Below are 25,205 nucleotides of genomic sequence, written 5' to 3' on the forward strand. Positions count from 1 at the left end.
CCGAGATCACCGCAGCAGCCCTCGTCCTGCTCCACCTTCAACGAGGAACCGCCAAATCAGCCTGGTGAGAACACCTCTATGTCCTCGTGCTCATGAGCAAGGCCTCAATGGAATCTGGCTGGGTAGAGGCTGAGTGGATGGCCAGGTACTGGGACGAGGTGAGTGATCGAAAGGTCCGAATTATCCCTGTCCTGCTGGAGGATTGCGGTATCCCAACCCTGCTTCGGGGTAAGAAGTATGCAGACTTCAGGTCTGACTACTCTCTTGGGATTGAAGAAGTTTTCCGAGCGGTTCGCTAGTACCGTTGGTTACTTTGTGGTTGGGCTGGCAGGATGTGAGGATTGGCGCGTCCTGCGTTTCCGGATGTAAAACAGGGGGTGTCAGGTCAGCGCCCGTACCGCCTCGATCGTGTCCGCCTCGTCAGCCGTCTTGTCGTCGCGGTAGCGCAGCACGCGCGCGAACCGCAGCGCGAGCCCGCCCGGGTAGCGCGTGGAGCGTTGGAGCCCGTCGAACGCGATCTCGGCTACCTGCTCGGGCCGCAGGGTCACGACCCAGCCGTCGTCGGCGACCTCGAGCTCGCGGAAGCGCTCGGTCTGCCAGCGCAGCATCTCGTCGGTCATGCCCTTGAACGTCTTGCCGAGCATCACGAACCCGCCGGTCTGGGGGTCGCGCGCGCCCAGGTGGATGTTGGACAGCAGGCCCGTCCGGCGCCCTGAGCCACGTTCGACCGCGAGCACCACGAGGTCGAGCGTGTGCCGCGGCTTGACCTTGACCCATCCCGCGCCGCGTCGCCCGGCCGCGTAGGGAGCGTCGAGCGACTTCACGACGACGCCCTCGTCGCCCTCGCGCACCGTCTCGAGGAAGTACTGGGTCGCCGCGCCAACGGATGAGGTCGTGAGGCGCCGGACCCTGAAGGAGTCTGCGACGCGGTCCAGCACGACGAGCCGCTCACGCAGCGGGGTGTCGATCAGGTCGCGACCGTCCGCGTGGAGCACGTCGAAGAAGTACGGGCGCAGCGCGAGCGCCCCGGCAAGCGTGGCATCCTCGGCCTCGGCCTCGGCGTCCGGAGCACCGGGGGCGTCGCGCGTGGCCGAGCGGGCGGCCGTCTCCTGGAAGGGTCTGGCCACCCCGTCCGGCCCGACGACGAGGGCCTCGCCGTCCAGCACGAACCGCTCCGAGGCCAGGGAACGGGCGTCCGCGACGATCTCGGGGACGCGCGAGGTGATGTCGTCGAGCGAGCGCGTGAAGACCCGAACCTGGTCGCCGTCGCGGTGGACCTGGATGCGGATGCCGTCGAGCTTGACGTCGACCGACACCTGGTGCTCCCGGTCGTCGGTCTCGGCCGAGACACCGAGCTTGTCGAACGCCGCCGCGACGTCGGGGGCCGACTGCGCGAGCATCGGTCGCACGGGGCGCCCCACCTCGAGGCCGAACCCTGCCAGCGCGGTGAGCGCCGCCGTCGGGCCGTCTGCCTCGAGCGCCGCCCGCGCGACCGGGCCCGACGCCCCGCACAGCATGGCCGCGCGGCGCACCGCGTCGACCGGGACGCCCGCTGCCTCGGCGACCGCGTCGACGACCAGCGCGTCGAGCGCTCCTTGCCGCAAATCGCCCGCGACCAGCCCGCGCAGGAACGACTGCTCGCGCTCGGTGGCCGCAGCGAACAACGCCGTGGCCGCCGCGGACCTGGCCGTGTCCGAGCCGGGTCCCGCGAGGCCAGCCATGTGCTCGAAGGCTGCGTCGACCGCCGCGACCGTGAGAGTCGGCGTCGTGGCAGGCGGGGGGAGCGAGCGCAGCGAGGCCCAGCCGAGCCCCGTGCGTCGTTGCCGGAGCTCGCCCGCGAGGTAGGACACGACGATCTCGACGTCGTCCCCGGCGCCGGCCGTGCGCTCGGGAGCGTCGGTTGCCTCGCTCACCGCAGCGTCCTGGGCGGCCCGGCGCAGCAGGTCGGCGATCGCCGCGCGCTTGGCGAGGCGCGAGCGGGTGCCGGCGACGGCGTCGGACGTGGCGGCGACCTCGGCGAGCAGCATGTCTCATCCTCCCGCCGCTCCCGCGCCCTCGCGCGGGCTGTCGGCACCCCGCGCCGGGCGACGCCGCGACCACGTGGCTACGCTGGCGGACGACCGTCGACGAAGGAGTGGGACGTGGAGATCTCGGGCAAGGTCGCGCTGGTGACCGGAGGGGCCTCGGGCCTGGGGCGGGCGACCGTCGAGGAGCTGGTCGGCGCCGGGGCGCGGGTCGTGGTCGCGGACCTGCCTGGCTCGCCCGGCCAGGCGCTCGCGGACTCCCTGGGCGATGCGGTGCGGTTCGTGCCGACCGACGTCACGAGCGAGGACGACGTGTCCCGGGCCCTCGACGCGGCTGCGGACCTGGGCGGGCTGCACGTCGCGGTGAGCTGCGCGGGGATCGTGCTCGCGCGGCGCGTGCTCGGCAGGAACGGGGTGCACGACCTGGCGTCGTTCGCGAAGGTCGTGAGCGTGAACCTCGTCGGGACGTTCAACGTCGCGCGGCTCGCGGCCGAGCGCATGGTCGCGCTGGACGGCCCGGCCAGCGCGGACGGAATGGACGGTGCAGCGGCCGACCGCACGAGCGGCGAGGCCCCCGAGGAGCGCGGGGTGATCGTGAATACCGCGTCGGTCGCGGCGTTCGACGGTCAGGTGGGCCAGGCCGCGTACGCGGCCTCGAAGGGCGGGGTCGCGGCCATGACGCTGCCGCTCGCGCGTGACCTCGCGGACCTGCGCATCCGTGTCATGACGATCGCGCCGGGCATCTTCAGCACGCCCATGATGGCGTCGTTGCCCGCGGAAGCCCAGGAGTCGCTCGCGGCCCAGGTGCCGCACCCGCGGCGGCTCGGACGCCCGGAGGAGTTCGCGCGCCTGGTCCGCACGATCGTCGAGAACCCCATGCTCAACGGCGAGGTGATCCGCCTCGACGGCGGCATCCGGATGGCGCCGCGCTGACCCGCCAGGGTGCTGGCCCGCGAGGTAGAACCTGGTGCGCGAGGTAGAACCGTCTGCGCGAGGTAGAACCCGCCGCGTCCTACCTCGCGCAGACGGTTCTACCTCGGCACCGGGAAACGTCCGGTCGAGCACACGCCCGACGGCGGCCCTCACCTCCGATGTCCGTTTCAGCCAGGTTCACGTCTCAATCTCTACTGAATCGGTCCAGAATGCGGACTGTTCGCCGAAGTCGTTGACACTCCCCGGACCCCGGCATACATTCCGGGCCATCGGCAGACACCACCGTCCGCCGCACCGAAGCACCGAAGCACCGCCGACCCGAGGAGGACCCGTGGACATCAGCAGCACGCTCGTCCTCGCGTCCGCAGGGGCGGCGCGGGGAGCCGTGGCTCCCGCCCGTCGAATGTGTTGTTCCCCCGGGCGCCCCGTCGTCCCGGGCCGCGTCTGTTGTTGAGCCTGCGCTCCTCCTGACGCCTCCCGAGCCGAGCCGGCTCGCCCCTGAACCGCCCTGCCCCTGACACGGGTCGCCGCGGCCTGCCGGTCCTCCGGCCTGCCTCGACCTCCCGTCTCCGGCCCGACGGTCCACCTGCTGCACCCCCACCTGCACCCGCAGTGCTCGCGACCCGCCGCGGCCTTCCGCCGACCTCGGCGACCGCGGCCCCGCGACCCCCGCACCCGACCTCCCGGAGTGGAACGACCCATGCCTGACTCGAACCTGACCTCGCTGTTCGCCCCCGCCTCCTCGTCCGCCGAGCAGCGGGACGACCGGCCTTCCGGCCGAACGGTCGACGTGCTCGACGCGCTCGACGACCAGCTCGACGAGGCGCCGCGCCGCTCGGCCCACCTCGGGGTCGACCTGTCCGACGCCGGAGCACGAGCGGGCGCCTGGCGCGCCGTGGGGTCCGAGTCGCCCCGCCTGTTCGACGGCCAGCGCCTCCAGGAGCTCGTCGCCACGGCCCAGCGCGGCGTGCTCGACTTCGCGCTGTTCGACGACTCCTTCTCGCTCCAGCCGACGCGCAACACCACGCTGCGCGGGCGGCTCGACGCGGCCCTCGTGGCCTCGCGCCTCGCGCCCCGCTCGGCGGGGATCGGGCTCGTCGCGACGGTCGACACGACGCACACCGAGCCGTTCCACGTCTCCAAGGCGATCGCGACGATCGACCACGTGAGCGCAGGCCGCGCGGCCTGGCAGGTGGGCTGGTCGACGACCGAGGCCGGTGCCGCGCTGTTCGGGCGCAAGGACGCCCAGGCCACCGCCGACGCGGTCGCCGAGGCCGAGGAGGCCATCGAGGTCGTGAGCCGGCTCTGGGACAGCTGGGAGGACGACGCCGAGATCCGCGACGTCGCATCGGGTCGTTTCGTCGACCGCGACAAGCTTCACTACGTCGACTACGACGGCGTCCGGTTCGCCGTGAAGGGCCCGTCGATCACGCCGCGCTCGCCCCAGGCCCAGCCCCCGGTCGTCGTCCGCGGCGACTCCGCGGAGGCGCTGGCCCTCGCAGGCCGCCGCGCCGACGTCGTGCGGGTGCGTGCCACCACGCTCGACGGGGCACGGGCGCTGCGCGACCAGGTGCGTGCCGCGGCCGCCGAGGCGGGCCGCAACCCCGACGACCTGCGTGTGCTCGTCGACGTCTACGCCGTGATCGGCCAGGACCGTGCGAGCGCCCAGGCGCGCCTCGACCTCCTCGAAGGGCTCGAGGGCATCACGTGGGACACCGGGTCGCTCACGCACGTGGGCACGGCCCGCGACCTCGCCGAGGTCGTCGAGGAGTGGTTCGACGCGGGTGCGGCCGACGGCTTCACGATCCGGCCCTCGTCGCTGCGCACCGACCTCGACGCCCTGGTCGACGACGTCGTCCCGCTGCTCCAGGAGGCCGGCGTCTTCCGCTCGGCCTACCCGGGATCGACCCTGCGGGACACCCTGGGGCTCGCCCGCCCCGCCAACCGCTACGCCGCCGCGATCGCCTGAGGACCCGCCACCATGACGAACCCCACCCCCGCCTCGACGGCCCGTTCGCGCGACGGTCGTCCCCGCAAGCAGATCCACCTGGGCGCCCACTTCCCGGGCGTCAACAACACGACCGTGTGGAGCGACCCCGCCTCGCGCAGCCAGATCGACTTCAGCTCGTTCGAATACCTCGCCCGCCGGGCCGAGGAGGCCAAGCTCGACTTCTTCTTCCTCGCCGAGGGCCTGCGCCTGCGCGAGCACAAGGGGCAGATCCACGACCTCGACGTCGTGGGCCGTCCCGACACGCTCCCCGTGCTCGCGGCCCTCGCCGCGGTCACCGACCGCCTGGGCCTCGCGGGCACGGTCAACACGACCTTCAACGAGCCCTACGAGCTGGCGCGCCAGTTCGCGAGCCTCGACATCCTGTCCGGCGGTCGCGCGGCCTGGAACCTCGTCACGAGCCCCGACGCCTTCACGGGCGCGAACTTCCGCCGCGGCGGGTTCCTGCCCTACGAGGAGCGGTACGAGCGCGCGGGCGAGCTCGTGGCCCTGGCCCGGCAGCTCTGGGACTCGTGGGACGACGACGCGGTGGACACCGAGGACGGCCTCGTGCGGCCCGGTGGGGTGCGCCCGGTCGCGCACCACGGCAAGCACTTCGAGGTGTCCGGCCGGTTCGAGACCCCGCGCGGCCCCCAGGGGCACCCGGTCCTGTTCCAGGCGGGCGACTCGGCCGACGGGCGCGACTTCGCGGCCGCGACGGCCGACGTCGTCTTCTCGGCGCACTCGGCGTTCGAGGACGGCCAGGCGTTCTACGCCGACGTGAAGTCCCGCCTCGCGGCCCACGGCCGCGACCGCGACTCGCTCAAGATCCTCCCGGCCACGGTCGTGGTCCTGGGCGACACGGCCGAGGAGGCCGCCGAGCGCGCTCGGGAGATCCGCCTCCAGCAGGTGCCGGGCCGGACCGCGATCGCGTTCCTCGAGCAGGTCTGGGGTCGCGACCTCACGGCCTACGACCCCGAGGGCCCGCTGCCCGACGTCGAGCCCGACCTCGAGCACCTCAGCATCACGCGCGGCCGGGTCCGGCACATCAGCGATCCAGGCCCCGTGGTCCGCGGCTGGCGCGAGAAGGCCGCGGCCAACGGTTGGTCCATCCGCGACCTCGTGATCGAGGTGTCGGGGCGCGGCGGGTTCGTCGGCACGGCCCAGCAGGTCGCGGACGACATCGACCGGCACGTCCAGGAGGACGCGTCCGACGGCTTCATCCTCGTCCCGCACCTGACGCCCGCAGGGCTCGACGACGTGTTCGACCAGGTCGTGCCGCTGCTCCAGGAGCGCGGCTCGTTCCGCACCGAGTACACGGGCACGACGCTCCGCGAGCACCTCGGGCTCGAACGCCCCGAGGCCGGGACCGTTCCTGCCCCCGCGGGCGACACGGTCGCGGCCGGGGCGATCAGCTCGGCCCGCCCGAGCTGAACCCCGCAGCACCCGACCGTCCGACCACCAGCCCTGAAGGAGCATCATGACGACGAGCACCACCACCCCGACCGACGTCGCCACGCGCGGCCGCCACGTCGCGGCGCCCGCCCCGACGGGCACGTCGACCGGCACCCCGGACGGCGCGGCCGCATGGGCCGCGTGGCACGCCGAGCGCGAGCGGTCGCTGCGCGAGCCGCACGGCTGGCTCACGCTCACCGCGCTGCACTGGGTCCCGGAGTCCCCGACGACGTTCGCGGGCCTGCCCGGCCAGTGGTGGGCGGACGGCCAGGGCGTGCACCTGCGAGCGGCCGCGGCCGACGCGATCGTCCCGGCCGGGAGCCAGGACGCGCTGCGCGGTACGCACGTCCAGGACGTCGCGGAGGGGGCCTCGCGCATCGTCGCGACCTTCGTGCCCGACGGCGCCGACCCGGCCTCGGCGGTCGCGGTCGAGCTCGTGCGGCGCACCGGGCGCTACGGGCTGCGCGTGCGCGACCCGAGAGCGCGCGCCCGGGTCGCGTTCGAGGGGGTCCCGACCTTCGCCTACGACCCGGCCTGGGTCCTCGACGCGCCGGTGCGCTGGTACGACGAGCCCGTCGCCGAGGTCGTGGGCGGGGCCCAGCCGGGGCTGGAGCACCACGTCCAGGTCGTGGGCGAGGTCGACGTGGTCCGCGACGGTGTCACGACGACGCTCCGGCTCACGGGCAAGCCCGGCGGCGGTGCGACGCTCCTGTTCACGGACCCGGCCCCCGGCGTCGCGGACTGGCGGATCCTGTTCGTCGACCGTGACGCCACGGCGCACGGGAGGGGCGGGGACCTCGCAGGGGAAGGAGCCGACGGCGACGCGCAGCCTGGGCAGACGCTCCGCCTCGACCTGAACCGCACGCTCAACCTGCCCTACGCCTTCAGCGACTTCGGCACGTGCCCCCAGCCCGTCGCGGGCAACGTCCTGCCGTTCTCGGTCGAGGCGGGGGAGAAGGTCCCCCGATGAGCGCGCCCACCACGACGCGGGCCACCACGACGCGGGCCGCCACGACCGGACCGGTCGTCGCGCCGTCGGTCGTCCCGTCCGTCGAGGTCCGGTCGGTGACCCTGCACGACCCGCTCGTGCGCCCGCTCCTCGACGAGCTCGCCCACGAGTACGCCACGCGCTACCGCAGCATCCTCGACGCGGACGAGCTGCGGGCCGAGATGGAGCACTACCCGGCAGCCGACTTCGCGGCGCCCGACGGCGAGCTCGTCCTGCTCCTCGCGGACGGCGAGCCGGTCGCGGGAGGGGCGTTCCGGCGTCGGGCAGAGCCTGAGCTCGGCGACCCCGCGCGCCGGACCCGGCCCCAGGCCGGCCCGCACGCCCGCACCGACGCGCACAGCGGTGCGGTCCGCAGCGGTGCCGTCCACAGCGACGACGGCACCCCGCTCGTCGCGACCGCCGAGCTCAAGCGCATCTGGACGCACTCGGCCCACCGGCGGCGCGGGCTCGCCCGCCAGGTCCTCGTCGAGCTCGAGGACCGCGCTGCCCAGCGCGGCTACGTGCGGATCTACCTGACGACCGGTCCCCGCCAGCCCGAGGCCGCAGGCCTCTACCTGCGTGCGGGCTACACCCCCTTGTTCGACGTGAGCCGGGACCCCGAGGAGATCGGACCCCTGGCGTTCGAGAAGTGGCTCTGTCCGCGCGTGTCAGAACCTGCGTGACCACCAGGTCCCGCTCGCTCTGACACGGCACGACCCGCCGACCCGGCCCCCTGCCGCGGTCCGCGCCCGACCCCTTCTCACCTGCCCGAGGTCCCCATGAGCACCCTGTCCCTGCCACAGGACGAGTCACGCCAGCTCGTCCCACCCCCCGGAGCGCTGCCCGACCCGCCGGGCGCGACCACGCTCGCGCCCGCCACCCCGACGACGGCCAGCACGACCAGCACGACCGACGCGTCGACCACGCGCTGGGAGGACCTCAAGGTCGTCCCCGCGAGGCACCCGGGCCGGTGGATCGCCACCGCGGGCGTCGCGGTCCTCCTCGCGATGGTCGTGAGCTCGCTCGTGACCAACCCCAAGTGGGAGTGGTCGATCGTCGCGCAGTACCTGACGTGGCCCTCGGTCCTCAACGGCCTGTGGGGCACCATCCGGCTCACCGCGGTCGCCGCCGTGGTCGGGTTCGGCCTCGGCACGGTCCTCGCGCTCATGCGCCTGTCGAGGTCGCCCCTGCTCCAGGCCGTGTCGTCGGCGTACACGTGGGTGTTCCGCTCGGTGCCGCTGATCCTGCAGCTCCTGCTCTGGTACAACCTGGCCTACCTCTACCCGACGCTCTCGCTGGGCATCCCGTTCGGCCCCGGCTTCCTCGAGTTCGGGACCCTCGACGTGATCGACAAGTTCGGTGCCGCGATCCTGGGCCTGGGTCTCTCGCAGGCCGCCTACTCCTCGGAGATCGTCCGGGCCGGGATCCTCTCGGTCGACCAGGGCCAGCACGAGGCCGCGGCCTCGCTGGGGATCCCGCGCTCGCGCCAGACGCTGCGCATCGTGCTCCCGCAGGCCATGCGGACCATCGTCCCGACGTCGGTCAACGAGATCATCGGCCTCGTCAAGGGCACGTCGGTCGTGTACGTCCTCGCGTACGGCGAGCTGTTCTACACGATCGGCGTGATCTACGGCCGCAACCAGCGCGTCGTCCCGCTGCTCATGGTCGCGGCGATCTGGTACCTCGTCATCACGACCGTGCTGACCGTCGCGCAGTACTACGTCGAGCGGCACTACGCCAAGGGCGCGGTGCGCACGCTGCCCCCGACCCCGGTCCAGCGGGTCCGGTGGACGCTCCAGGTCGCGTGGTCGCGCGTCACCGGGCGCCCCGCGCCCGCCCACCTGCCCCCTGCCTACGCCGCGCGCGCCGCGGTCGGCCGCAGCCACCTGCTGCGCACGGCAACGAGCGACCGCACCACCGGAGGTGCCGCATGACCGCCACGACCACCGCTGCGGCCGCCTCGACCGCGGCCGGATCCACGACCGCCTCCCCGGCCAAGGGCCTCGTCGAGGTCCGCGGGGTCCACAAGTCCTACGGCACGCTCGAGGTGCTCGCGGGCATCGACCTCGAGGTCCGCCCGGGCGAGGTCACCGTGATCCTCGGCCCGTCGGGCTCGGGCAAGTCGACGCTCCTGCGCGTCATCAACCACCTCGAGAAGGTGGACCGCGGCTTCATCGCGGTCGACGGCGACCTCATCGGCTACTCCCGCAAGGGCGACACCCTGAGCGAGCTCAAGGAGAAGGAGATCCTGGTCCAGCGCACCCGGATCGGGTTCGTGTTCCAGAGCTTCAACCTCTTCCCGCACCTCACGGCCCTCGAGAACGTCGTCGAGGCACCGGTCTCCGCCCAGGGCAGGGACCGGGCCGAGGTCGAGGCCGAGGGGCGCGAGCTCCTGGCCCGCGTGGGTCTCGCCGACAAGGCCGACGCCCGTCCCCGGCAGCTCTCGGGCGGGCAGCAGCAGCGCGTCGCGATCGCCCGCGCGCTCGCCATGCGTCCCCGCGTCCTGCTCTTCGACGAGCCGACCTCTGCGCTCGACCCCGAGCTCGTCGGCGAGGTGCTCGACGTCATCAAGGGCCTCGCGCACGGCGGTACGACCCTGGTCGTCGTCACGCACGAGATCGGCTTCGCCCGCGAGGTCGCGGACACGGTCGTCTTCATGGACGCCGGCCGCATCGTCGAGCAGGGCCCGCCCGCGCAGGTCCTCGACGCCCCCCGCCACGACCGGACCAAGGCCTTCCTCGACAAGGTCCTGTGACGCCCGGAGCCCGGCACACCGATCGCCCGGGCCGCGTCACCCCACCGCACGTCCACCCACACCGAAAGAGAACATGATGTCCCTCCGTACCTCCGGCGCGCCCCGCGCCGCCCGCCGCCCCTCCCGCCGGACGGTCGCCGCCGTCGCGACCCTCCCGCTCCTCGCGCTGCTCGCGGCGTGCGCCACGAGCGCCGACGCCGAGCCCGGCACGGCCGACAACGAGAAGGCCGCGGAGGCCGCCGGCCTCGTCATCGACACCTCGCCCGACCAGGAGTGGATCCACACGACCGAGTCGCCCGAGGCCATCGCCCTCCTGCCCGAGGACGTCAAGGCCGCGGGGGTCCTCAAGGTCTCGACGACCGCGGGCGGACTGCCTCCCCTCGGCTTCCTCGCGGACGACGACAAGACGCCCATCGGCAACGAGCCCAACATCGCGGTCCTCGTCGCGGACGCGCTCGGCCTCGAGCTCGAGCTCGAGGTCAAGGCGTGGGCCGACTGGCCGCTCGCGCTGCAGTCCGGGGACGTCGACGCCGTGATCTCGAACGTCACGGTGACCGAGGAGCGCAAGGAGCTCTACGACTTCTCGTCCTACCGCAACGACCAGCTCGGCTGGCTCGCGGGTGCGTCCAACGACAAGGTGCCTGCGATCAAGGAGGCCAAGGACATCGCGGGCCTCACCGTGGGCGTCGGTTCGGGGACCAACCAGGAGAAGATCCTGCTCGCCTGGAACCAGGAGAACATCGACGCGGGACTCGAGCCCATCAAGGGTGGAGAGCCCGAGTACTACGAGGACTACAAGGACGCGCTGCTCGCTGTCGCGTCGGGCAGGCTCGACCTCTACGTCGGCCCCAACGCGAGCCTCGCCTACAGCGCCGCGACCGCGCCCGACCAGTACAAGGTGGTCGGCACGCTCAACGGCGGCTGGCCCGCGACCGCGCAGATCGCCGTCGCGACGCTCAAGGGCAGCGAGCTCGCCCCGGCCGTGACCGCGGCGATCAACCACGCGATCGAGGACGGCAGCTACACCGAGCTCCTCGAGCACTGGGGTCTCGAGGACGAGGCGATCCCCGCCTCCGAGACCAACCCTCCCGGGCTGCCCAGGCCCTGACCCGGACGGCCGACCGGCCCGCGGAATCCTCCTGGGACCCGCGGGCCGGCGGCACCCGACCTACTGATCGAGAGGCAGCCAGATGACCGAGCACGTGTCGCACGTCGTCGTCGGTGGAGGCGTCATGGGCTCGGCCGCGGCGTGGCAGCTCGCGCGCGCGGGGCACGACGTCGTCCTGCTCGAGCGCTTCGAGCCAGGCCACGCGCACGGTGCCTCGCACGGGGCGTCGCGCATCTACCGGACCACGTACACCCAGCCCGCGTACCTCGATCTCGCGCAGGAGGCGTTCGGCCTGTGGCGCGAGCTCGAGCGCGACGCAGGGCTCCCCGCCGACGCGGTCCTCACCCTGACGGGCGGCGTGAGCCACGGCTTCCCGCGCCGCACCGAGATCGGTGACGCGTTCGTCGCGCGGGGCGTCCCGCACGAGTGGCTGCGCGCTGAGGAGGCTGCCGAGCGCTGGCCCGGCCTGCGCTTCGAGGGCGACGTGCTCCACGAGACCGCGACGGCGGGGCGCGTCCACGCCGACCGCGCGGTCGCGGCCTTCCAGTCCGCGGCGCGCTCGCACGGCGCCGACGTCCGCCACGGCGTGCACGTGCGTCACGTCCACCCGGGTGCGGGCTCGGTCCGGGTCGTCACGGACCGGTACGACCTGGTCGCGGACACGGTCGTGGTCGCGGTGGGGGCGTGGAGCGCGGGCCTGCTGGGGGCGGCGTTCTCCGAGCCCGACGGCGTCGCGTCCGTCCCGCCGCTCGTCGTCACCCAGGAGCAGCCCGCGCACTTCGCGCTCGCCCCGGGAGCACCGGCGGAGGACGCCTGGCCCAACTTCACGCACGCCCCTGCCGAGCCGCACCCGTGGCCCAGCGGGGTCTACGGGCTCGCGACCCCGGGGGAGGGGATCAAGGTCGGCTTCCACGGGGTCGGGCCGCGCACCGATCCCGACCGGCGGACCTACCGTCCCGAGCCCGGGCAGCTCGCACAGCTCCAGGACTACGTCAGGGCGTGGGTCCCGGGGGCCGACGCCGACCGGCTCGTGCCGATCTCCTGCACGTACACCACGACACCGGACCACGGCTTCGTGCTCGACCGCGTGGGCCGTGTCGTGATCGCCGCCGGGTTCTCGGGCCACGGCTTCAAGTTCGCGCCGTCGATCGGCCGGGTCCTGGCGGAGCTGGCCCGCGAGGGACCGACCGCCCGGCCGGTCGCCGCGGACCGGCTGTTCTCCCTGGCCCGCTTCGCGCAGGTGCCTGCCGGCTGACGCTGCCGGTCGCCTCTCTGCCCGGCTTCCGCGCCGCGTCCCACGCTCTCACGACCGAAAGGCCCTCATGTCGACCACGACCGACCTCGCTGCCCTCCCTGAGGCCGCCCCCTCGGTGACCGCATCCTCCGAGACCGTCACCGCGACGGCCTCGCCCCTGGCCGAGCGCTACGGCCCCGACCAGTCCGTTCCCCTCGCTCCGCTCACGGACGCGATCGACGGGATCCTGCGGCACCGCACGGTGCGCGCCTATCTCACGGACCCGCTCGACGAGGTGGTCCTGCCGACCCTGGTCGCCGCCGCACAGTCGGCCCCGACGTCCTCCAACATGCAGTTCTGGAGCGTCGTGGCGGTGACCGACCTGGCCCGCAAGGACCGGCTCGCGGCGCTCGCCGGCGGCCAGGAGCACGTCCGGCAGGCGCCGCTCCTGCTCGTGTGGGTCGCGGACCTGGCCCGCGCCCGCGCGATCGGCGACGCGCACGGCACCTCGCTCGAGGGGACCGACTACCTCGACTCGACGGTCGTGGCGTTCGTCGACGCGGCCCTCGCCGCCCAGAACGCCGTCGTGGCCGCCGAGTCGCTGGGGCTCGGGACCGTGTACATCGGTGCGCTGCGGCACCACCCCGAGCAGGTCGCGGCCGAGCTGGGCCTGCCCGAGGGGACGGTCGCGGTCGTCGGCCTGGTCGTGGGGCACCCCGACCCCGCGGGCGGCGAACGGGTCAAGCCGCGCCTTCCCCAGGCCGCGGTGCTGCACCACGAGACCTACGACCTGGCCGTCCAGTGGCCGTACGTCGATGCGTACGAGGACCTCATCGCGCCCTTCTACCGCGAGGAGGGGCTCGCCGAGAGCTGGCGTCGGCGCGTGGTCGACCGGCTCGCAGTCCCCGGGCCCCAGCGCGGGCACGCCCACCTGCACACGGCGCTCGCGGCTCGCGGCCTGCCGTCCCGCTGACCACCTTCCGCCGGGTGCGGAGCAGCGGTCGCCAGATCCGGCGATCGACGACGGCCGCTCCGCACCCAGCGCCCCCACCGACACACAGAGGACCTACCGATGACCACCTCCGACCTCCCGGCCACCCACCAGCCCCGCGTCCCGCTGTCCGTCCTCGACCTCGCGGTCGTGAGCGAGGGCTCGACCGGAGCCCAGGCGCTGCGCGACACGCTCGCCACCGCGGTCCGTGCCGACGAGCTGGGCTACCGCCGCATCTGGTTCGCCGAGCACCACCTGTCCCCGGGGGTCGCCTCGGCGTCCCCCGCGGTGCTCGCTGCCCTCGTCGCGGAGCGCACGTCGCGCATCCGCGTCGGGTCGGGAGCCGTGCTGCTGAGCACCACGAGCCCGCTCCTCGCGGCCGAGCAGTTCGGGACCATCGCGGCCCTGCACCCGGGCCGGGTCGACCTGGGGCTGGGCCGGGCGTTCACCCCGCCCCCCGCGCAGGGCGGGGCGAGCGCGGGGGGCGAGGCTCCGTCGTCGGGCACGCAAGCGAGAACGGCGGGCGAGCCCGAGCCCACCCCGCCGGCCCCCGCGCAGCCCGCCGGGACGCGCGTGGTCGACGGCCTCCTGATCCCCGCCGCGCCCGGCGTCGCCTTCACCGACACCGCGCTGCGCCAGCGGCTGCTCGCGCAGAAGGAGGTCGTCGGCGCGAGCCGGACCCCCGCCGAGTTCCGTGACGAGCTCGAGCTGGTCCTGGGCCTGCGCGCGGGGACCTTCACCAACAGCGCAGGCACCGCGTACACGAGCCCGCCCGTCGAGGGCGCGGCGTTCGACCTGTTCGTGCTCGCGTCGAGCGGCGGGGTCAGCGCCCGCGTCGCGGGAGAGCTGGGACTGCCGCTCGCGGCGAACTACCACGTGGGCCCCTCCGCGACGCTCGACACGATCGCCGCCTACCGGGCCGCGTTCCGCCCGGGGGTGCTCGACCGTCCGTACGTCGTGGTCTCGGCCGACGTCCTGGTCGCGGGCACCGACGCCGAGGCCCACCGGATCGCCGACCCGTTCACCGCCTGGGTCCTGTCGATCCGCCGCGGGGCCGACGGCGCGATCGCCTACCCCGCGCCCGGCACGACCCCCACGTGGGAGGACCTGTCCGACGCCGACCGTGCGGCCGTCCAGGACCGCGTCGACACGCGGTTCGTGGGTTCGCCCGAGACCGTCGTCGAGCGCCTCGAGACGCTCGCGCGCGTGACCGCGGCCGACGAGATCGTCGTGACGACCGTCGCGCACGACCCCGCCGACCGTGCGCGCTCGTTCGAGCTGCTCGCGCAGCACTGGGGCCTCGCGGCGGACCCGGCCGTGCCCGCCGTAGCGGCCGACCGCGAACCAGCCCTCGCGAGGTAGAGGGCACCCGTCGAGACAGCGGGCCCGGACCTCTACCTCGACGCCTGCCCTCTACCTCGGCAGCAGCACCACCCGCACCACCCACCGCGCCACCGGCGCCACCCGACCAGGAGACGACATGACCCAGCACCAGCCCCTCCTCACCCCGGCGACCGACGCGGGAGCCCGCGTCGCGGCCGGAGCCTTCCTCGTCGACGTCCGCAGCGAGGGAGGTCGTGCGACCGCGGGCGCCATCCCCGGCGCGACGATCACCGACCGCGACGACCTCGACGCGATCTTCGGCTCGGTCGCGGCGCCCGCGATCTCGCTCGACACCCCGGTCGTGGTGGTCTGCGGCTCCGAGCGGGGCTCGGGCCCGGTCGCCGAGGCCCTCGCCGCACGCGGCTACACGAACGTCTCGCACGTCGAGGGCGGCTTCCCCGCCTGGCGCGACGCGGGCCTCCCCGCCGAGCCGGGCGCCGGCGAGGAGGACCCGGCGGGCGAGGCGCCGTCGTCGGGCCCGCACGAGCCGGTCCGGCAGCGCGCATGAGCGCGCCCACCACGGCGAGCGCGGGCGTCGGGAGCCCGCCCGACGGCGTGGCCGACCCTCGCGCGTCCTCCCGCCGGGCCCGGCGGGTACGCGAGGTGGCCGACGGCGTCGCTCGCCTCGTCGAGTCGGCTCGCCGAGAGGGCCGCGTGGGTGCGGGGACCGGCGTCCCTGCCGACCTGGACGCGTCCTCGCCCTCGGGGGTCGGCCGGGCCGCGCCCGACGCCGCCAGGGTGACCGTCCGGCGCGTGGTGCCCGCCGAGCACGACGCTGTCGCCGACCTGCTCGAGGCGGCGTACGGGTTCGAGTACACGATCTCGGAGTCGTACCGGGACGTGCTGCGCGACGTCGCGGGCCGCGCGGCCGAGCACGACGTGTGGGTCGCGGTCGACGACGAGACCGGTGCTCTGCTCGGCACCGTCGCGACGCCCCTGCCCGGCCGGCACATCTCTCCCCTCGCTCTCGACGGCGAGCTGGACTTCCGGCTCCTCGGCGTCGCGCCCGCGGCCCGGGGGCGGGGGATCGGGACGACGCTCACCCGCCACGTCCTCGACGTGGCCCGCGCCCAGGGGGTGCAGCGGGTCGTCATGAACTCGGGGCCCCAGATGGTCCGCGCGCACCGGCTCTACGAGGCGCTCGGGTTCCGGCGGCTGCCAGAGCGCGAGACCCGCGTGATCGAGGGTGAGGGCGGCGGGCGCCTGCACGCGTACGGGCTGGACCTCACGGGCGTCGGGGGCCCCGGCCCGCATCCACCCACCGCCCCGCATCCACCCACCGCCCCGCCGAGGTAGTACGCGCTGCGCGAGGTAGTGCTCGACGCGTTCTACCTCGCGCAGCACGTTCTACCTCGGCCGAGCGCCGCCAGCACGAGCACCTCTCTCAGCTCGAGCACCAACGCCAGCACGAGCACCACCCCCGCACCCGCCGACGACCCCACCACACCTGAACCGGAGAAGACCATGCCCGTCGAGTTCCTCGGCATCGCCACCACGAGCGACGCCTCCGAGACCACCGACCGCACGACCGCGCCGTTCGACAAGCAGTACCTCGAGCGCATCGTGCGCGCGCACGAGGACAACGGCTGGACCCGTGTCCTGTTCGCCTACGGGTCGAGCGGACCCGAACCGTCGGCGCTCGCGGCATGGACCGCGGCCCGCCTCGACTCGATCGAGCTCCTGCTGGCGCACCGCCCCAACGTCTCCTACCCGACGTTCGCGGCCAAGTCCTTCGCGACGCTCGACCAGCTCTCCGAGGGGCGGCTGTCCGTCCACTTCATCACGGGTGGCAACGACCACGAGCAGCGACGCGAGGGCGACACCCTGACCAAGGACGAGCGCTACGCCCGCACCCAGGAGTACATCCAGATCGTCAAGAAGGCCTGGTCGAGCGCCGAGCCGTTCGACCACCACGGGAGCTTCTACGACCTCGACGACTTCGTGCTCGACACCAAGCCCTTCGAGGGGCGTACGCCCACCATCTCGTTCGGCGGGTCCTCGGACGCGGCGTTCAAGGTCGGCGCGGCCGAGGCCGACATCTACGCGGTGTGGGGCGAGCCGCTCGACCGGACGGCCGAGCAGATCCTGCGCGTCCGCACCGAGGCGGCCGCGGCCGGTCGCACCACGCCGCCGCGCATCCACGCGGCGTTCCGGCCGATCATCGGGGCCACCGAGGAGCTGGCCTGGGAGAAGGCGCACGGCATCCTCGACCGGATCGAGGCCCGCAAGGCCGCGGCGGGCGGCGTGCTGAGCCGGCGCCACCCGATCGACAAGCCCGAGAACGCCGGCTCGCAGCGCCTCCTGGAGATCGCGGCCCAGGGCGACCGCTTCGACTCGGCCCTGTGGACCGCGACGGCCAAGGCCACGGGGGGAGCGGGGAACTCGAACGCGCTCGTAGGGACGCCCGAGACCGTCGCGCAGGCGCTGCTCGCGTACTACGACCTGGGGGTCCGCATCATCTCGGCGCGCGGCTACGACCTGCTCGACGACGCGACCGACTTCGGCCGCTACGTCATCCCGATCGTGCGCGAGGAGGTCGCCAAGCGCGACGCCGGGGCCGCGTCGGGGCAGGCGGCCTGAGCCTCCTTCCCCGCGAGGTAGAGGGCTCGCGTCGAGGGAGAGGGCCCGAGCCCCCCCCCCCCCCCCCCCCCCCCCCCCCGCCCTCTGTCTCGGCACACCCCACCCCCACCCCCACACCAAGGAGCATCCGTGCGTTTCCAGGTCCTCGACATCGTCTTCAACCCGCCCCACCCCGTCACGGGCGAGGCCGTCCCCGCGGCCGACCGCCTCGAGCGTGTCGTCGAGACCGCGGTCCTGGCCGAGGATCTCGGCCTCGACGCGTTCGCGGTCGGCGAGCGGCACGCGGGCGACGTGCTGTCGTCGTCGCCCACCGTGATCCTCGGTGCGATCGCCGCCCGCACCTCGCGCATCCTGCTGAGCACGGGCGTCACGGTGCTGTCCCTGCTGGACCCCATCCGGGTCGCCGAGGACTACGCGACGATCGACCAGCTCAGCCGGGGCCGGTTCGAGATGGTGATCGGCAAGGGCAACGAGGCGCTCCAGTACCCGCTGCTGGGCCTCGACCTCGCCAAGCAGTACGAGTACCTCGAGGAGAACTACGAGCTGCTCCGCCTGCTCCTGAGCGGTGAGGAGGTCGACTGGGAGGGCCGTCACCGCCCCGACCTGCAGGGCGCCACGACCCTGCCGCGCCCGTACGACGGCGCGTTCCGGATCTGGCACGGCTCGGCGACGTCGCAGTTCGCGGTCGAGCTCGCCGCGCGGTGGGGCGACCCGATCGTGAGCGCCAACGCGTTCCAGCCGCGCGAGAGCTACAAGGTGCTGATCGACCACTACCGCGAGCAGTACGCGGCGGCGGGGCACGACCCGGCGTACGGGTTCGTCGGGTCCGGCTCGGGCGGGCTGTTCCTCGCGGACACCACCGAGCAGGCGATCGAGGAGTTCCGCCCCATCTACGAGGGCGCGGTCGCGCGCGCGGACCTGCGGAAGTACGACCCGGCCGCGGTCGGCAAGGTCACGAGCTTCCGGACCATCGAGGAGGCCGTCGAGCGCGGCCCGGACCTCGTGGGCTCGCCCGAACGGGTCGCCGAGAAGATCCTCGACTACCACCAGAGCTACGGGCACGACCTGCAGTCGGTCTCGATCAACCACCTCCTGGAGCCGGCCCGGCAGGACGACGTGCTGCGCCGGTTCGCGGAGGAGGTCGTGCCGCTCGTCCGGGCCGAGGTCAAGACCGACCTGTGGGGTCCGGCCGACGCGCGCCGGGCCAAGGGGTTCACGGCGTCGTAGGTCGCGGCCGACCACGTCAGGGGCCCCGCCGGGGCGGGAGAGACGCTCGCCGACGGGCGTCCGAGCGGTCGCCTCTCCCACCTCGCATCAGGGCTGTCCGACGGGCCCGACGACGGGCCTCGAACCCTGGCGGAGCGTGCCCGCAGGTCCTAGGCTGGAAGAGTCCTGCGGGCACGTACGGGCACCGGAAGAAGGCTCCGACGATGTGGCTTCTCGTGATCTCCGGCGTGGTGGGCGCGGCAGTGGTCGCCGTCATCGCGTGGTTCACGGTGCGCCACGACCGACCCCCGGTAGACGCTCTCCCACCCCTCCGAGCGCACCGGCTCACGTGGCGCGAGCGGCGCCGTCGGGCACCTGACCCCCTCGTGGCGCTGGGGCTCCAGATCCGCCTGGGCCAGCTCGCGCACGAGCTGCGCGACGTCCAGGACGACCCGGGCGTCTACGCCCGGGCCCACCACTACCTCGCCGCGCAGGGCGCGTACGACGCGCTGCTGCGCGAGGCGTGCCGGCTCAGCGGTCTCGAGGTCGACGCCGACCCGCTCGCCGCGGGCCTGCGCAGCGACGAGGACGAGCGGCTGCGCGAGGAGCTCGAGCTCAGCGCGCGCGGCTGGACCTGGTAGCCGGCCCCCGGCACGGGTGAGGGGCCCGACGACGGTACGCGCCGTCGTCGGGCCCCTCACCCAGGTCGCGGCCTCAGAGGGCCGAGTGGTCCCCGATCCGGTGGTAGGACCGGTCGTGGTAGACCAGCGGCGTCGCGTCGCTGCGCGTCCCCGACGCGAGCGCGCGCAGCGAGACCAGGTAGCTGTCGCCCACGGGCGTGCGCTGGATGATGCGCCCGCGCACCCAGGACAGCGCGCCGTCGATCACGGGCTCGCCCGAGTCGAGGGGGGACCATCCGCCGGCTGCGAACCGGTCGATCCCGCTCGTCGCGAAGCGTGCCGACACGTCGTCCTGGTCGGCGCTGAGGAAGTTGACCGTGACCGTGCGGGCGGCCGAGATCGCGGGCCACGACGACGAGGTCGACGCGAGCGAGAACGCGAGCAGCGGCGGCGCGGCCGAGACCGAGATGACCGAGGTCGCCGTGAAGCCCACGGGGCGCCCCTCGTGGTGCAGCGCGACGACCGCGACGCCCGCGGGGTGCTGCCGGAAGACGGCCTTGTAGGCGTCGGGGCTGAGCTGGGGCTCGTCCTGCTCGTGGAGCAGGGCCTCGAGCCCGGCGAGGCCGGCGACGTCGGAGCGGGTGGTGGGTTCGGCGGTCATCGGGTCACCTCGGCGAGCTCGGGGGCGGTCTGGTGGGTGGTGGCGTCCTGCCCGACGGCGGCGCTCGCCGCCCGGAGCAGCGGGCCCCCCGCGCGGTCGAGCCAGGCGTCGACGGTGCTCGCGAGCTCGGCCTCGCCGAGCTGGGAGTCCAGGAGCGTGAGCGTCCGCGCGGGGACGGTCGCGCCCAGCTCGACGAGGAGCGGGCGCAGGTGCACCTCGCCCGCGAGGGCGTGCGCCGGGTTGCCCGACACGACGACCGGGACCGCGGCGACCCCGGCCAGGCCGTCCGGGCCGTAGAGGTCGAGGAACGCCTTGAGCAGGCCGGTGTACGAGCCCTTGTAGACGGGGGTCGCGACGACCAGGACGGTCGCGCCCGCGACGACCTCGCGCGCGGCGTCGGCCCGGGGGTGCACGGGGGCCAGGACCTCGGCCGCGATCTCGGCGAGGTCGATCGTGGCGGGGGGCGGGGTGGCCGCGAGGCCCAGGTGGTCGGTGACGCGGGCCGCGACGGCCTGCGCCGCGGACAGGGTCCGTGACCCGGGGCGGGGATTGCCGACCAGGGTGACCACGGCGGGTCGGGGCGGGTGGGATGCGCCGTCGGCGGGGCCGGGCCGGGTGTCGAGGCCGCTGCCGGTGCCGGCCGAGTCGCTGGGTGGTGTCTGGTGCTGCGTCATGGTGTCCTCGCTGTCGTCGTGCTGCACGCTTGCCGCGCCGGTGCCGACGCGGCCAGGTCATCTCCCGGAGCACCCCGTCGTGGGAGGGGTTGCTGACCAGCGAGCCGGGGCTTGGCGCTGGTGCTCGTGACCGTTGGGTAGGGGTATAGCCCGACCGACGCCAATCTGTACCGATCCGGTCGAGATTTCTCACGGCGTGGACGGTTGTTTCGTGGCGGGGCTCGCGCGCTGCGTGCCGGGCGGGCCCGGGTCGCCTGCGTGGCACGGGCTGCGTCGGGGTTCCGGCAGCGGCCCCGGCAACCGTGATGTCCCAGGTCGTGAGCCTGCCGTCTCCCAGAGTGGGACGGGAGTACGGCGCTGTTTACACGTACGTAACCTGGTGCAGTTAAGAACCAGCCCTGCCGAGGAGCACTTCATGGATAGTCGTCTGCACTCCGTCTACGACGAGGTCCTCGCCCGTAACCCTGGTGAGGCCGAGTTCCACCAGGCGGTGCGTGAGGTCTTCGACTCGCTCGGGCCGGTGCTCCAGAAGAACCCCCAGTACGTCGACGCCGCCGTGCTCGAACGCATCTGCGAGCCCGAGCGACAGATCATCTTCCGCGTGCCGTGGGTCGACGACAAGAACCGCGTGCAGATCAACCGTGGTTTCCGCGTCGAGTTCAACTCGGCGCTCGGCCCGTACAAGGGCGGCCTGCGGTTCCACCCGTCGGTCTACCTGGGGATCGTCAAGTTCCTCGGGTTCGAGCAGATCTTCAAGAACTCGCTCACCGGCATGCCCATCGGCGGCGGCAAGGGCGGCTCGGACTTCGACCCGCGCGGCAAGTCCGACGGCGAGGTCATGCGCTTCTGCCAGTCGTTCATGACGGAGCTCTACCGCCACATCGGCGAGTACACGGACGTCCCGGCCGGCGACATCGGCGTGGGTGGCCGCGAGATCGGCTACCTGTTCGGCCAGTACAAGCGCATCACGAACCGCTACGAGTCCGGTGTCCTCACGGGCAAGGGCATCAGCTGGGGCGGGTCGCTCGTGCGGACCGAGGCCACGGGCTACGGCACGGTCTTCTTCGCCGACCACATGCTCCGCACCAAGGGCCAGAGCTTCGACGGCCAGCGCGTCGTCGTCTCGGGCTCCGGGAACGTCGCGACCTACGCGATCCAGAAGGCCCAGCAGCTCGGGGCGAACGTCGTGTCGTTCTCCGACTCGTCGGGCTACGTGGTCGACGAGGCCGGCGTGGACGTCGAGCTGCTCCGCCAGATCAAGGAGGTCGAGCGCGGGCGCGTGGCCGACTACGTCGAGCGTCGCCCCGGTGCGCGCCTCGTCACGGGCGGCAGCATCTGGGACGTCCCCGCGACCGTCGCCCTGCCCTGCGCCACGCAGAACGAGCTGACCGAGCAGGACGCCAAGCAGCTCGTCGCCAACGGTGTCCTCGCGGTCGCGGAGGGCGCCAACATGCCCACCACGCCGGGTGCCGTCGCACTGCTCCAGGAGGCCGGCGTGCTCTTCGCGCCCGGCAAGGCCGCGAACGCCGGCGGCGTCGCGACCTCGGCCCTCGAGATGCAGCAGAACGCCTCGCGCGACGCGTGGACGTTCGAGTACACCGAGGAGCGCCTCGCGCACATCATGGAGGGCATCCACTCGCGCTGCGAGGAGACGGCCGACGAGTACGGCGAGCCGGGCAACTACGTGCTCGGTGCGAACATCGCGGGCTTCACCAAGGTGGCCGACGCGATGATCGCCCAGGGCGTCATCTGACGCTCGTCCGGACGGGCCGCTGAGCGGCCCGATCGACGGGGTCACGCGCGCACCGTCGTCGGGCCGCGGTCGCTGTGCGCTCGCCTCGGCGCCGGCTCCCGCGGCGGTCCTGGCCGGGTCTACGCTGGCCGCTGACCCGTCGGCGCGCCCCCGCCCGCCGGCCCCCGAGGCAAGGAGCACCCCCACATGGCACGCGACGTCGCGCTCGAGATCGCCGTCCAGGACACCGACGGTGTGCGGATCGCCACCGAGGTCGGCGCTCGCCGGGTCGAGCTGTGCTCGGCGCTGGGGGCGACGGGTGGGCTGACGCCGAGCGTCGGGCTGCTCGAGGCGGCCGTCGCGGTAGCGGCCGAGGCCGCGGGCGGGGGAGCGCCGGTCGAGGTCCACCCGCTGGTCCGGCCACGCCCGGGAGGGTTCGTCTTCAGCGCGGCCGAGCTCGACGTGCAGGTGCGCGACGTGCGCGCAGCCGTCGCCGCCGGTGCTGCGGGCGTCGTGATCGGGGCGCTCACGGCCGAGCGGCTCGTCGACGAGGCCGCGGTCCGTGCCCTGGTCGCGGCCGCGGACGGCCGTGAGGTCACCTTCCACCGCGCGATCGACGTCGTCGAGGACGTCACCGCGGCACTCGACCTCCTCGCGGGCCTGGGGGTTACCCGGGTGCTCACGTCGGGTGGTGCGGCCCGCAGCATCGACGGGGTCGACCGGCTGCGCGCCATGGCCCTCCACGCCGCGGGCCGGGTGCAGGTCCAGGCGGGCGGGGGAGTGCGCGCCCAGGACATGGGCGACCTCGTTGCGGCGGGCGTGGACGCGGTCCACCTCTCGGCCAAGGGCATCCGGCCCGACGGCGGCGGGCCCGGTGGCGGGGGCGGGTCCGGCTACGAGGTCACGGACCTGGGGGCGGCGCGCGAGGCGCGCTCAGCGCTCGACGTCGCGCTGGGGTCCTGACCGGGCGCGTCGGGCTCAGACGCGCTGAGGTCGCGGCCGGCGCGGTACCGGAGCCGCGGATTCCTGCGGGTCCTGCCGTGCCCGACCGCTGACGTGTTTCATTTAGGTAACTTTCCTGTTCTATTGGTTCGCAGGGCACCCTTGATTCGTTAGTGTTCCTGCACATACCCGCCGAGCGGGGCTGATCGACGTGATGAGGCGTCGACGACTCGAAAGGACCGATGATGATCCGAAGCAAGGGGCGCACGCGCCTTCTCACCGCGGTGGCGCTCGCCTCCGGCCTCACGCTGCTCGCCACGGGCTGCGGCTCGTCGGGTGACGACGGGGACAAGGGCTCCGCGAGCAAGGGCGACGGCGTGCTCACGGTGTGGGCCGGCAGCCAGACGCCGATCGTCGCGAACTTCAACCCGTACGCACCGACGGTCCTCCATGCCGCGCTCGGTGGCGTGTACGAGACGCTCTTCTACTACAACAAGGCCAGCGCCGAGGCGCCCACCCCGATGCTGGGAGAGTCCTTCGAGTTCAACGAGGACGGCACCGAGCTGACGATCACGATCCGTGAGGGCGTCACGTGGAACGACGGCAAGCCGTTCACGGCCGAGGACGTCGTCTGGTCCTTCACGAACGACACCTCCAAGCCGGAGTACCTCGCCTCCGCCGAGGTCGTCGACCCCACGACCGTCAAGCTGACCTTCACGGGCCCGCAGTTCACCAACGAGTTCGCCCTCCTCGGTGCGTCCTGGATGGTTCCTCAGCACGTCTGGAAGGACGTCCCCGACCCGGTCACGTTCGCCAACGAGGCGCCGGTCGGCACCGGGCCCTACACCGTCCAGAGCACGTCCGACGCGTCCTACACGATCGTCGCGAACCCCGACTACTGGGGTGGCGCACCCGCCGTCGAGAAGGTCCAGTACCTCGGGATCGACGCGAACACCTCGGCCGAGAGCCTGCTGAAGACTGGCAAGGTCGACTGGGCCGGCATGTTCGTGGCGGACCCCGACGCGCTCACCGCCGACGGTCGCCTCGGGTACATCAACACCCCGCAGGACCCGACCGTGCTGTACACGTGCGCCAACGTCGACGCCGGCTGCGCCGGCGCCCAGACGGACGTCGCCGTCCGCCAGGCGCTCAACGTCGCGATCGACCGCGGTGTCATCAACGAGAAGGCCTTCGTCGGCCTCGCGGGCGAGATCTCGCCGACGTTCGCCCTGCTCGGTCGTGACGACAAGTGGATCTCCCCCGACGTCGAGAAGGTCAGCCCGCAGGAGGCGAACGCTGCCGAGGCCGGCAAGATCCTCGAGGCCGCGGGCTACACCAAGGGTGGCGACGGCATCTACGAGAAGGACGGCAAGAAGGTCGAGCTGACCCTCACGTCGGTCGAGGGCTGGAGCGACTACAACGCCGCCGCCGAGCTCATCGCCGCGCAGGCCAAGGCCGCCGGCATCGCCGTCACGGCCAGCACCGTCACGTGGGACGAGTTCTCGGACTCGCGCCAGACCGGCAGCTTCGAGCTGATCATGGGTGGTGTCGTCGGTACCTCGGTCGCCGACCCGTTCCAGATCTACCGCGACTGGTTCAGCGGTGAGTACACCCAGCCCGTCGGGACCCAGCTCGAGTCCGGCGAGTGGAACTTCTCCCGCTACTCCAACCCCACGGTCGACGCAGCGGTCAACGCCGCAGCGGCGACGAACGACGAGGCCGCGAAGAAGGCCGCCTACGCGACGATCCAGACCGAGATCACGCGTGACCTCCCGTACATCCCGCTGGTCATCAACGCGACGCAGACGTTCTTCGACCAGAAGGACTTCACCGGGTGGCCCACCGAGGGCGACCTGTACGCCTTCCCGCCGTCATGGGGGTCGGTCTCGGCAGGCGTGGTGCTGAGCACCATCAAGCCGACCGAGTGACGCC

The 25,205-nt window shown here is 73.3% G+C and carries 23 protein-coding genes and 1 riboswitch; of the genes, 20 read left to right on the forward strand and 3 right to left on the reverse strand.

Features of this window, described 5'->3' with window-relative positions:
- Positions 1-86 precede the first annotated feature (86 nt).
- Positions 87-299, forward strand: coding sequence for a toll/interleukin-1 receptor domain-containing protein (locus H9641_RS20945; RefSeq protein ID WP_404821965.1), 213 nt, complete (start codon positions 87-89; stop codon positions 297-299).
- Positions 300-380: 81 nt separating this feature from the next.
- Here H9641_RS20945 and H9641_RS17125 read toward each other — a convergent pair whose 3' ends face one another.
- Complete coding sequence (locus H9641_RS17125) at positions 381-2,027, reverse strand: ATP-dependent DNA ligase (RefSeq protein ID WP_191805638.1); 1,647 nt, start codon at positions 2,025-2,027, stop codon at positions 381-383.
- Between the two features lie 114 nt (positions 2,028-2,141).
- On the opposite strand from H9641_RS17125, the gene H9641_RS17130 reads away from it, so the two are divergent.
- The 16 genes from H9641_RS17130 to H9641_RS20340 all read left to right on the forward strand — a co-directional run bounded on the left by H9641_RS17130 (position 2,142) and on the right by H9641_RS20340 (position 19,285).
- Entirely contained in the window at positions 2,142-2,957 is an 816-nt protein-coding gene (locus tag H9641_RS17130) for a 3-hydroxyacyl-CoA dehydrogenase (RefSeq protein WP_191805639.1), read from the forward strand.
- A gap of 700 nt (positions 2,958-3,657) precedes the next feature.
- Complete coding sequence (locus tag H9641_RS17135) at positions 3,658-4,926, forward strand: LLM class flavin-dependent oxidoreductase (protein ID WP_191805640.1); 1,269 nt, start codon at positions 3,658-3,660, stop codon at positions 4,924-4,926.
- 12 nt (positions 4,927-4,938) lie between these two features.
- Positions 4,939-6,378 carry an NtaA/DmoA family FMN-dependent monooxygenase gene (locus H9641_RS17140; protein WP_191805641.1) on the forward strand — a complete coding sequence of 480 codons (1,440 nt, stop codon included), beginning with the start codon at positions 4,939-4,941 and terminating at the stop codon, positions 6,376-6,378.
- A 46-nt stretch (positions 6,379-6,424) separates the two neighbouring features.
- Complete coding sequence (locus H9641_RS17145; RefSeq protein WP_191805642.1) at positions 6,425-7,369, forward strand: DUF1684 domain-containing protein; 945 nt, start codon at positions 6,425-6,427, stop codon at positions 7,367-7,369.
- A complete protein-coding gene (locus tag H9641_RS17150) occupies positions 7,366-8,070 on the forward strand; it encodes a GNAT family N-acetyltransferase (RefSeq protein WP_225220644.1) in 705 nt (234 codons plus the stop codon). The genes H9641_RS17145 and H9641_RS17150 overlap by 4 nt, the downstream gene beginning before the upstream one ends.
- 96 nt (positions 8,071-8,166) lie before the next feature.
- Positions 8,167-9,321 carry an amino acid ABC transporter permease gene (locus H9641_RS17155; RefSeq protein WP_191805643.1) on the forward strand — a complete coding sequence of 385 codons (1,155 nt, stop codon included), beginning with the start codon at positions 8,167-8,169 and terminating at the stop codon, positions 9,319-9,321.
- Entirely contained in the window at positions 9,318-10,142 is an 825-nt protein-coding gene (locus H9641_RS17160; protein ID WP_191805644.1) for an amino acid ABC transporter ATP-binding protein, read from the forward strand. The genes H9641_RS17155 and H9641_RS17160 overlap by 4 nt, the downstream gene beginning before the upstream one ends.
- 76 nt (positions 10,143-10,218) lie before the next feature.
- Complete coding sequence (locus H9641_RS17165) at positions 10,219-11,250, forward strand: ABC transporter substrate-binding protein (RefSeq protein WP_191805645.1); 1,032 nt, start codon at positions 10,219-10,221, stop codon at positions 11,248-11,250.
- Between the two features lie 82 nt (positions 11,251-11,332).
- The gene (locus H9641_RS17170) at positions 11,333-12,505 is read left to right on the forward strand and encodes an FAD-dependent oxidoreductase (protein WP_191805646.1); all 1,173 of its coding nucleotides are present in this window, start codon (positions 11,333-11,335) and stop codon (positions 12,503-12,505) included.
- A gap of 67 nt (positions 12,506-12,572) precedes the next feature.
- Positions 12,573-13,457: an NADPH-dependent oxidoreductase gene (locus H9641_RS17175; RefSeq protein WP_191805647.1), complete on the forward strand. Its 885-nt coding sequence runs from the start codon at positions 12,573-12,575 to the stop codon at positions 13,455-13,457.
- Positions 13,458-13,556: 99 nt separating this feature from the next.
- On the forward strand, positions 13,557-14,837 hold the full coding sequence (locus H9641_RS17180) for an LLM class flavin-dependent oxidoreductase (RefSeq protein WP_191805648.1): 1,281 nt from the start codon (positions 13,557-13,559) through the stop codon (positions 14,835-14,837).
- Positions 14,838-14,955: 118 nt separating this feature from the next.
- Positions 14,956-15,366, forward strand: coding sequence for a rhodanese-like domain-containing protein (locus tag H9641_RS17185; RefSeq protein ID WP_191805649.1), 411 nt, complete (start codon positions 14,956-14,958; stop codon positions 15,364-15,366).
- Entirely contained in the window at positions 15,363-16,154 is a 792-nt protein-coding gene (locus H9641_RS17190) for a GNAT family N-acetyltransferase (protein ID WP_191805650.1), read from the forward strand. The genes H9641_RS17185 and H9641_RS17190 overlap by 4 nt, the downstream gene beginning before the upstream one ends.
- 168 nt (positions 16,155-16,322) lie before the next feature.
- Positions 16,323-17,438, forward strand: coding sequence for an LLM class flavin-dependent oxidoreductase (locus H9641_RS17195; protein ID WP_191805651.1), 1,116 nt, complete (start codon positions 16,323-16,325; stop codon positions 17,436-17,438).
- A gap of 129 nt (positions 17,439-17,567) precedes the next feature.
- A complete protein-coding gene (locus H9641_RS17200; protein WP_191805652.1) occupies positions 17,568-18,665 on the forward strand; it encodes an LLM class flavin-dependent oxidoreductase in 1,098 nt (365 codons plus the stop codon).
- 203 nt (positions 18,666-18,868) lie between these two features.
- Positions 18,869-19,285 carry a hypothetical protein gene (locus tag H9641_RS20340; RefSeq protein ID WP_225220650.1) on the forward strand — a complete coding sequence of 139 codons (417 nt, stop codon included), beginning with the start codon at positions 18,869-18,871 and terminating at the stop codon, positions 19,283-19,285.
- A 73-nt stretch (positions 19,286-19,358) separates the two neighbouring features.
- On the opposite strand, the gene H9641_RS17210 is transcribed toward H9641_RS20340, so the two are convergent.
- Positions 19,359-19,925 (reverse strand): flavin reductase family protein, encoded by a 567-nt coding sequence (locus H9641_RS17210; RefSeq protein ID WP_056652434.1) that lies wholly within the window; start codon positions 19,923-19,925, stop codon positions 19,359-19,361.
- Complete coding sequence (locus H9641_RS17215; protein WP_191805653.1) at positions 19,922-20,599, reverse strand: NADPH-dependent FMN reductase; 678 nt, start codon at positions 20,597-20,599, stop codon at positions 19,922-19,924. The genes H9641_RS17210 and H9641_RS17215 overlap by 4 nt, the downstream gene beginning before the upstream one ends.
- A 20-nt stretch (positions 20,600-20,619) precedes the next feature.
- Positions 20,620-20,731: riboswitch (SAM riboswitch) on the reverse strand.
- A 283-nt stretch (positions 20,732-21,014) separates the two neighbouring features.
- On the opposite strand from H9641_RS17215, the gene gdhA reads away from it, so the two are divergent.
- The 3 genes from gdhA (at position 21,015) to H9641_RS17230 (ending at position 25,201) form a co-directional block, all read left to right on the forward strand.
- The gene (gene gdhA / locus H9641_RS17220; protein WP_191805654.1) at positions 21,015-22,352 is read left to right on the forward strand and encodes an NADP-specific glutamate dehydrogenase; all 1,338 of its coding nucleotides are present in this window, start codon (positions 21,015-21,017) and stop codon (positions 22,350-22,352) included.
- 186 nt (positions 22,353-22,538) lie between these two features.
- Positions 22,539-23,294 (forward strand): copper homeostasis protein CutC, encoded by a 756-nt coding sequence (locus tag H9641_RS17225; protein ID WP_191805655.1) that lies wholly within the window; start codon positions 22,539-22,541, stop codon positions 23,292-23,294.
- Between the two features lie 224 nt (positions 23,295-23,518).
- The gene (locus H9641_RS17230) at positions 23,519-25,201 is read left to right on the forward strand and encodes an ABC transporter substrate-binding protein (protein WP_191805656.1); all 1,683 of its coding nucleotides are present in this window, start codon (positions 23,519-23,521) and stop codon (positions 25,199-25,201) included.
- Positions 25,202-25,205: the final 4 nt, after the last annotated feature.

Source organism: Oerskovia merdavium (genome assembly GCF_014836755.1).
Classification (GTDB): Bacteria; Actinomycetota; Actinomycetes; order Actinomycetales; family Cellulomonadaceae; genus Oerskovia; species Oerskovia merdavium.

Excerpts from the sequence above, each read along its gene's own strand:
- H9641_RS17125 (WP_191805638.1), bottom strand. The coding sequence starts at position 2,027 with ATGCTGCTCGCCGAGGTCGCCGCCACGTCCGACGCCGTCGCCGGCACC.
- H9641_RS17135 (WP_191805640.1), top strand. The coding sequence starts at position 3,658 with ATGCCTGACTCGAACCTGACCTCGCTGTTCGCCCCCGCCTCCTCGTCC.
- H9641_RS17140 (WP_191805641.1), top strand. The coding sequence starts at position 4,939 with ATGACGAACCCCACCCCCGCCTCGACGGCCCGTTCGCGCGACGGTCGT.
- H9641_RS17145 (WP_191805642.1), top strand. The coding sequence starts at position 6,425 with ATGACGACGAGCACCACCACCCCGACCGACGTCGCCACGCGCGGCCGC.
- H9641_RS17150 (WP_225220644.1), top strand. The coding sequence starts at position 7,366 with ATGAGCGCGCCCACCACGACGCGGGCCACCACGACGCGGGCCGCCACG.
- H9641_RS17155 (WP_191805643.1), top strand. The coding sequence starts at position 8,167 with ATGAGCACCCTGTCCCTGCCACAGGACGAGTCACGCCAGCTCGTCCCA.
- H9641_RS17160 (WP_191805644.1), top strand. The coding sequence starts at position 9,318 with ATGACCGCCACGACCACCGCTGCGGCCGCCTCGACCGCGGCCGGATCC.
- H9641_RS17165 (WP_191805645.1), top strand. The coding sequence starts at position 10,219 with ATGTCCCTCCGTACCTCCGGCGCGCCCCGCGCCGCCCGCCGCCCCTCC.
- H9641_RS17170 (WP_191805646.1), top strand. The coding sequence starts at position 11,333 with ATGACCGAGCACGTGTCGCACGTCGTCGTCGGTGGAGGCGTCATGGGC.
- H9641_RS17175 (WP_191805647.1), top strand. The coding sequence starts at position 12,573 with ATGTCGACCACGACCGACCTCGCTGCCCTCCCTGAGGCCGCCCCCTCG.
- H9641_RS17180 (WP_191805648.1), top strand. The coding sequence starts at position 13,557 with ATGACCACCTCCGACCTCCCGGCCACCCACCAGCCCCGCGTCCCGCTG.
- H9641_RS17185 (WP_191805649.1), top strand. The coding sequence starts at position 14,956 with ATGACCCAGCACCAGCCCCTCCTCACCCCGGCGACCGACGCGGGAGCC.
- H9641_RS17190 (WP_191805650.1), top strand. The coding sequence starts at position 15,363 with ATGAGCGCGCCCACCACGGCGAGCGCGGGCGTCGGGAGCCCGCCCGAC.
- H9641_RS17195 (WP_191805651.1), top strand. The coding sequence starts at position 16,323 with ATGCCCGTCGAGTTCCTCGGCATCGCCACCACGAGCGACGCCTCCGAG.
- H9641_RS20340 (WP_225220650.1), top strand. The coding sequence starts at position 18,869 with ATGTGGCTTCTCGTGATCTCCGGCGTGGTGGGCGCGGCAGTGGTCGCC.
- H9641_RS17210 (WP_056652434.1), bottom strand. The coding sequence starts at position 19,925 with ATGACCGCCGAACCCACCACCCGCTCCGACGTCGCCGGCCTCGCCGGG.
- H9641_RS17215 (WP_191805653.1), bottom strand. The coding sequence starts at position 20,599 with ATGACGCAGCACCAGACACCACCCAGCGACTCGGCCGGCACCGGCAGC.
- gdhA (WP_191805654.1), top strand. The coding sequence starts at position 21,015 with ATGGATAGTCGTCTGCACTCCGTCTACGACGAGGTCCTCGCCCGTAAC.
- H9641_RS17225 (WP_191805655.1), top strand. The coding sequence starts at position 22,539 with ATGGCACGCGACGTCGCGCTCGAGATCGCCGTCCAGGACACCGACGGT.
- H9641_RS17230 (WP_191805656.1), top strand. The coding sequence starts at position 23,519 with ATGATCCGAAGCAAGGGGCGCACGCGCCTTCTCACCGCGGTGGCGCTC.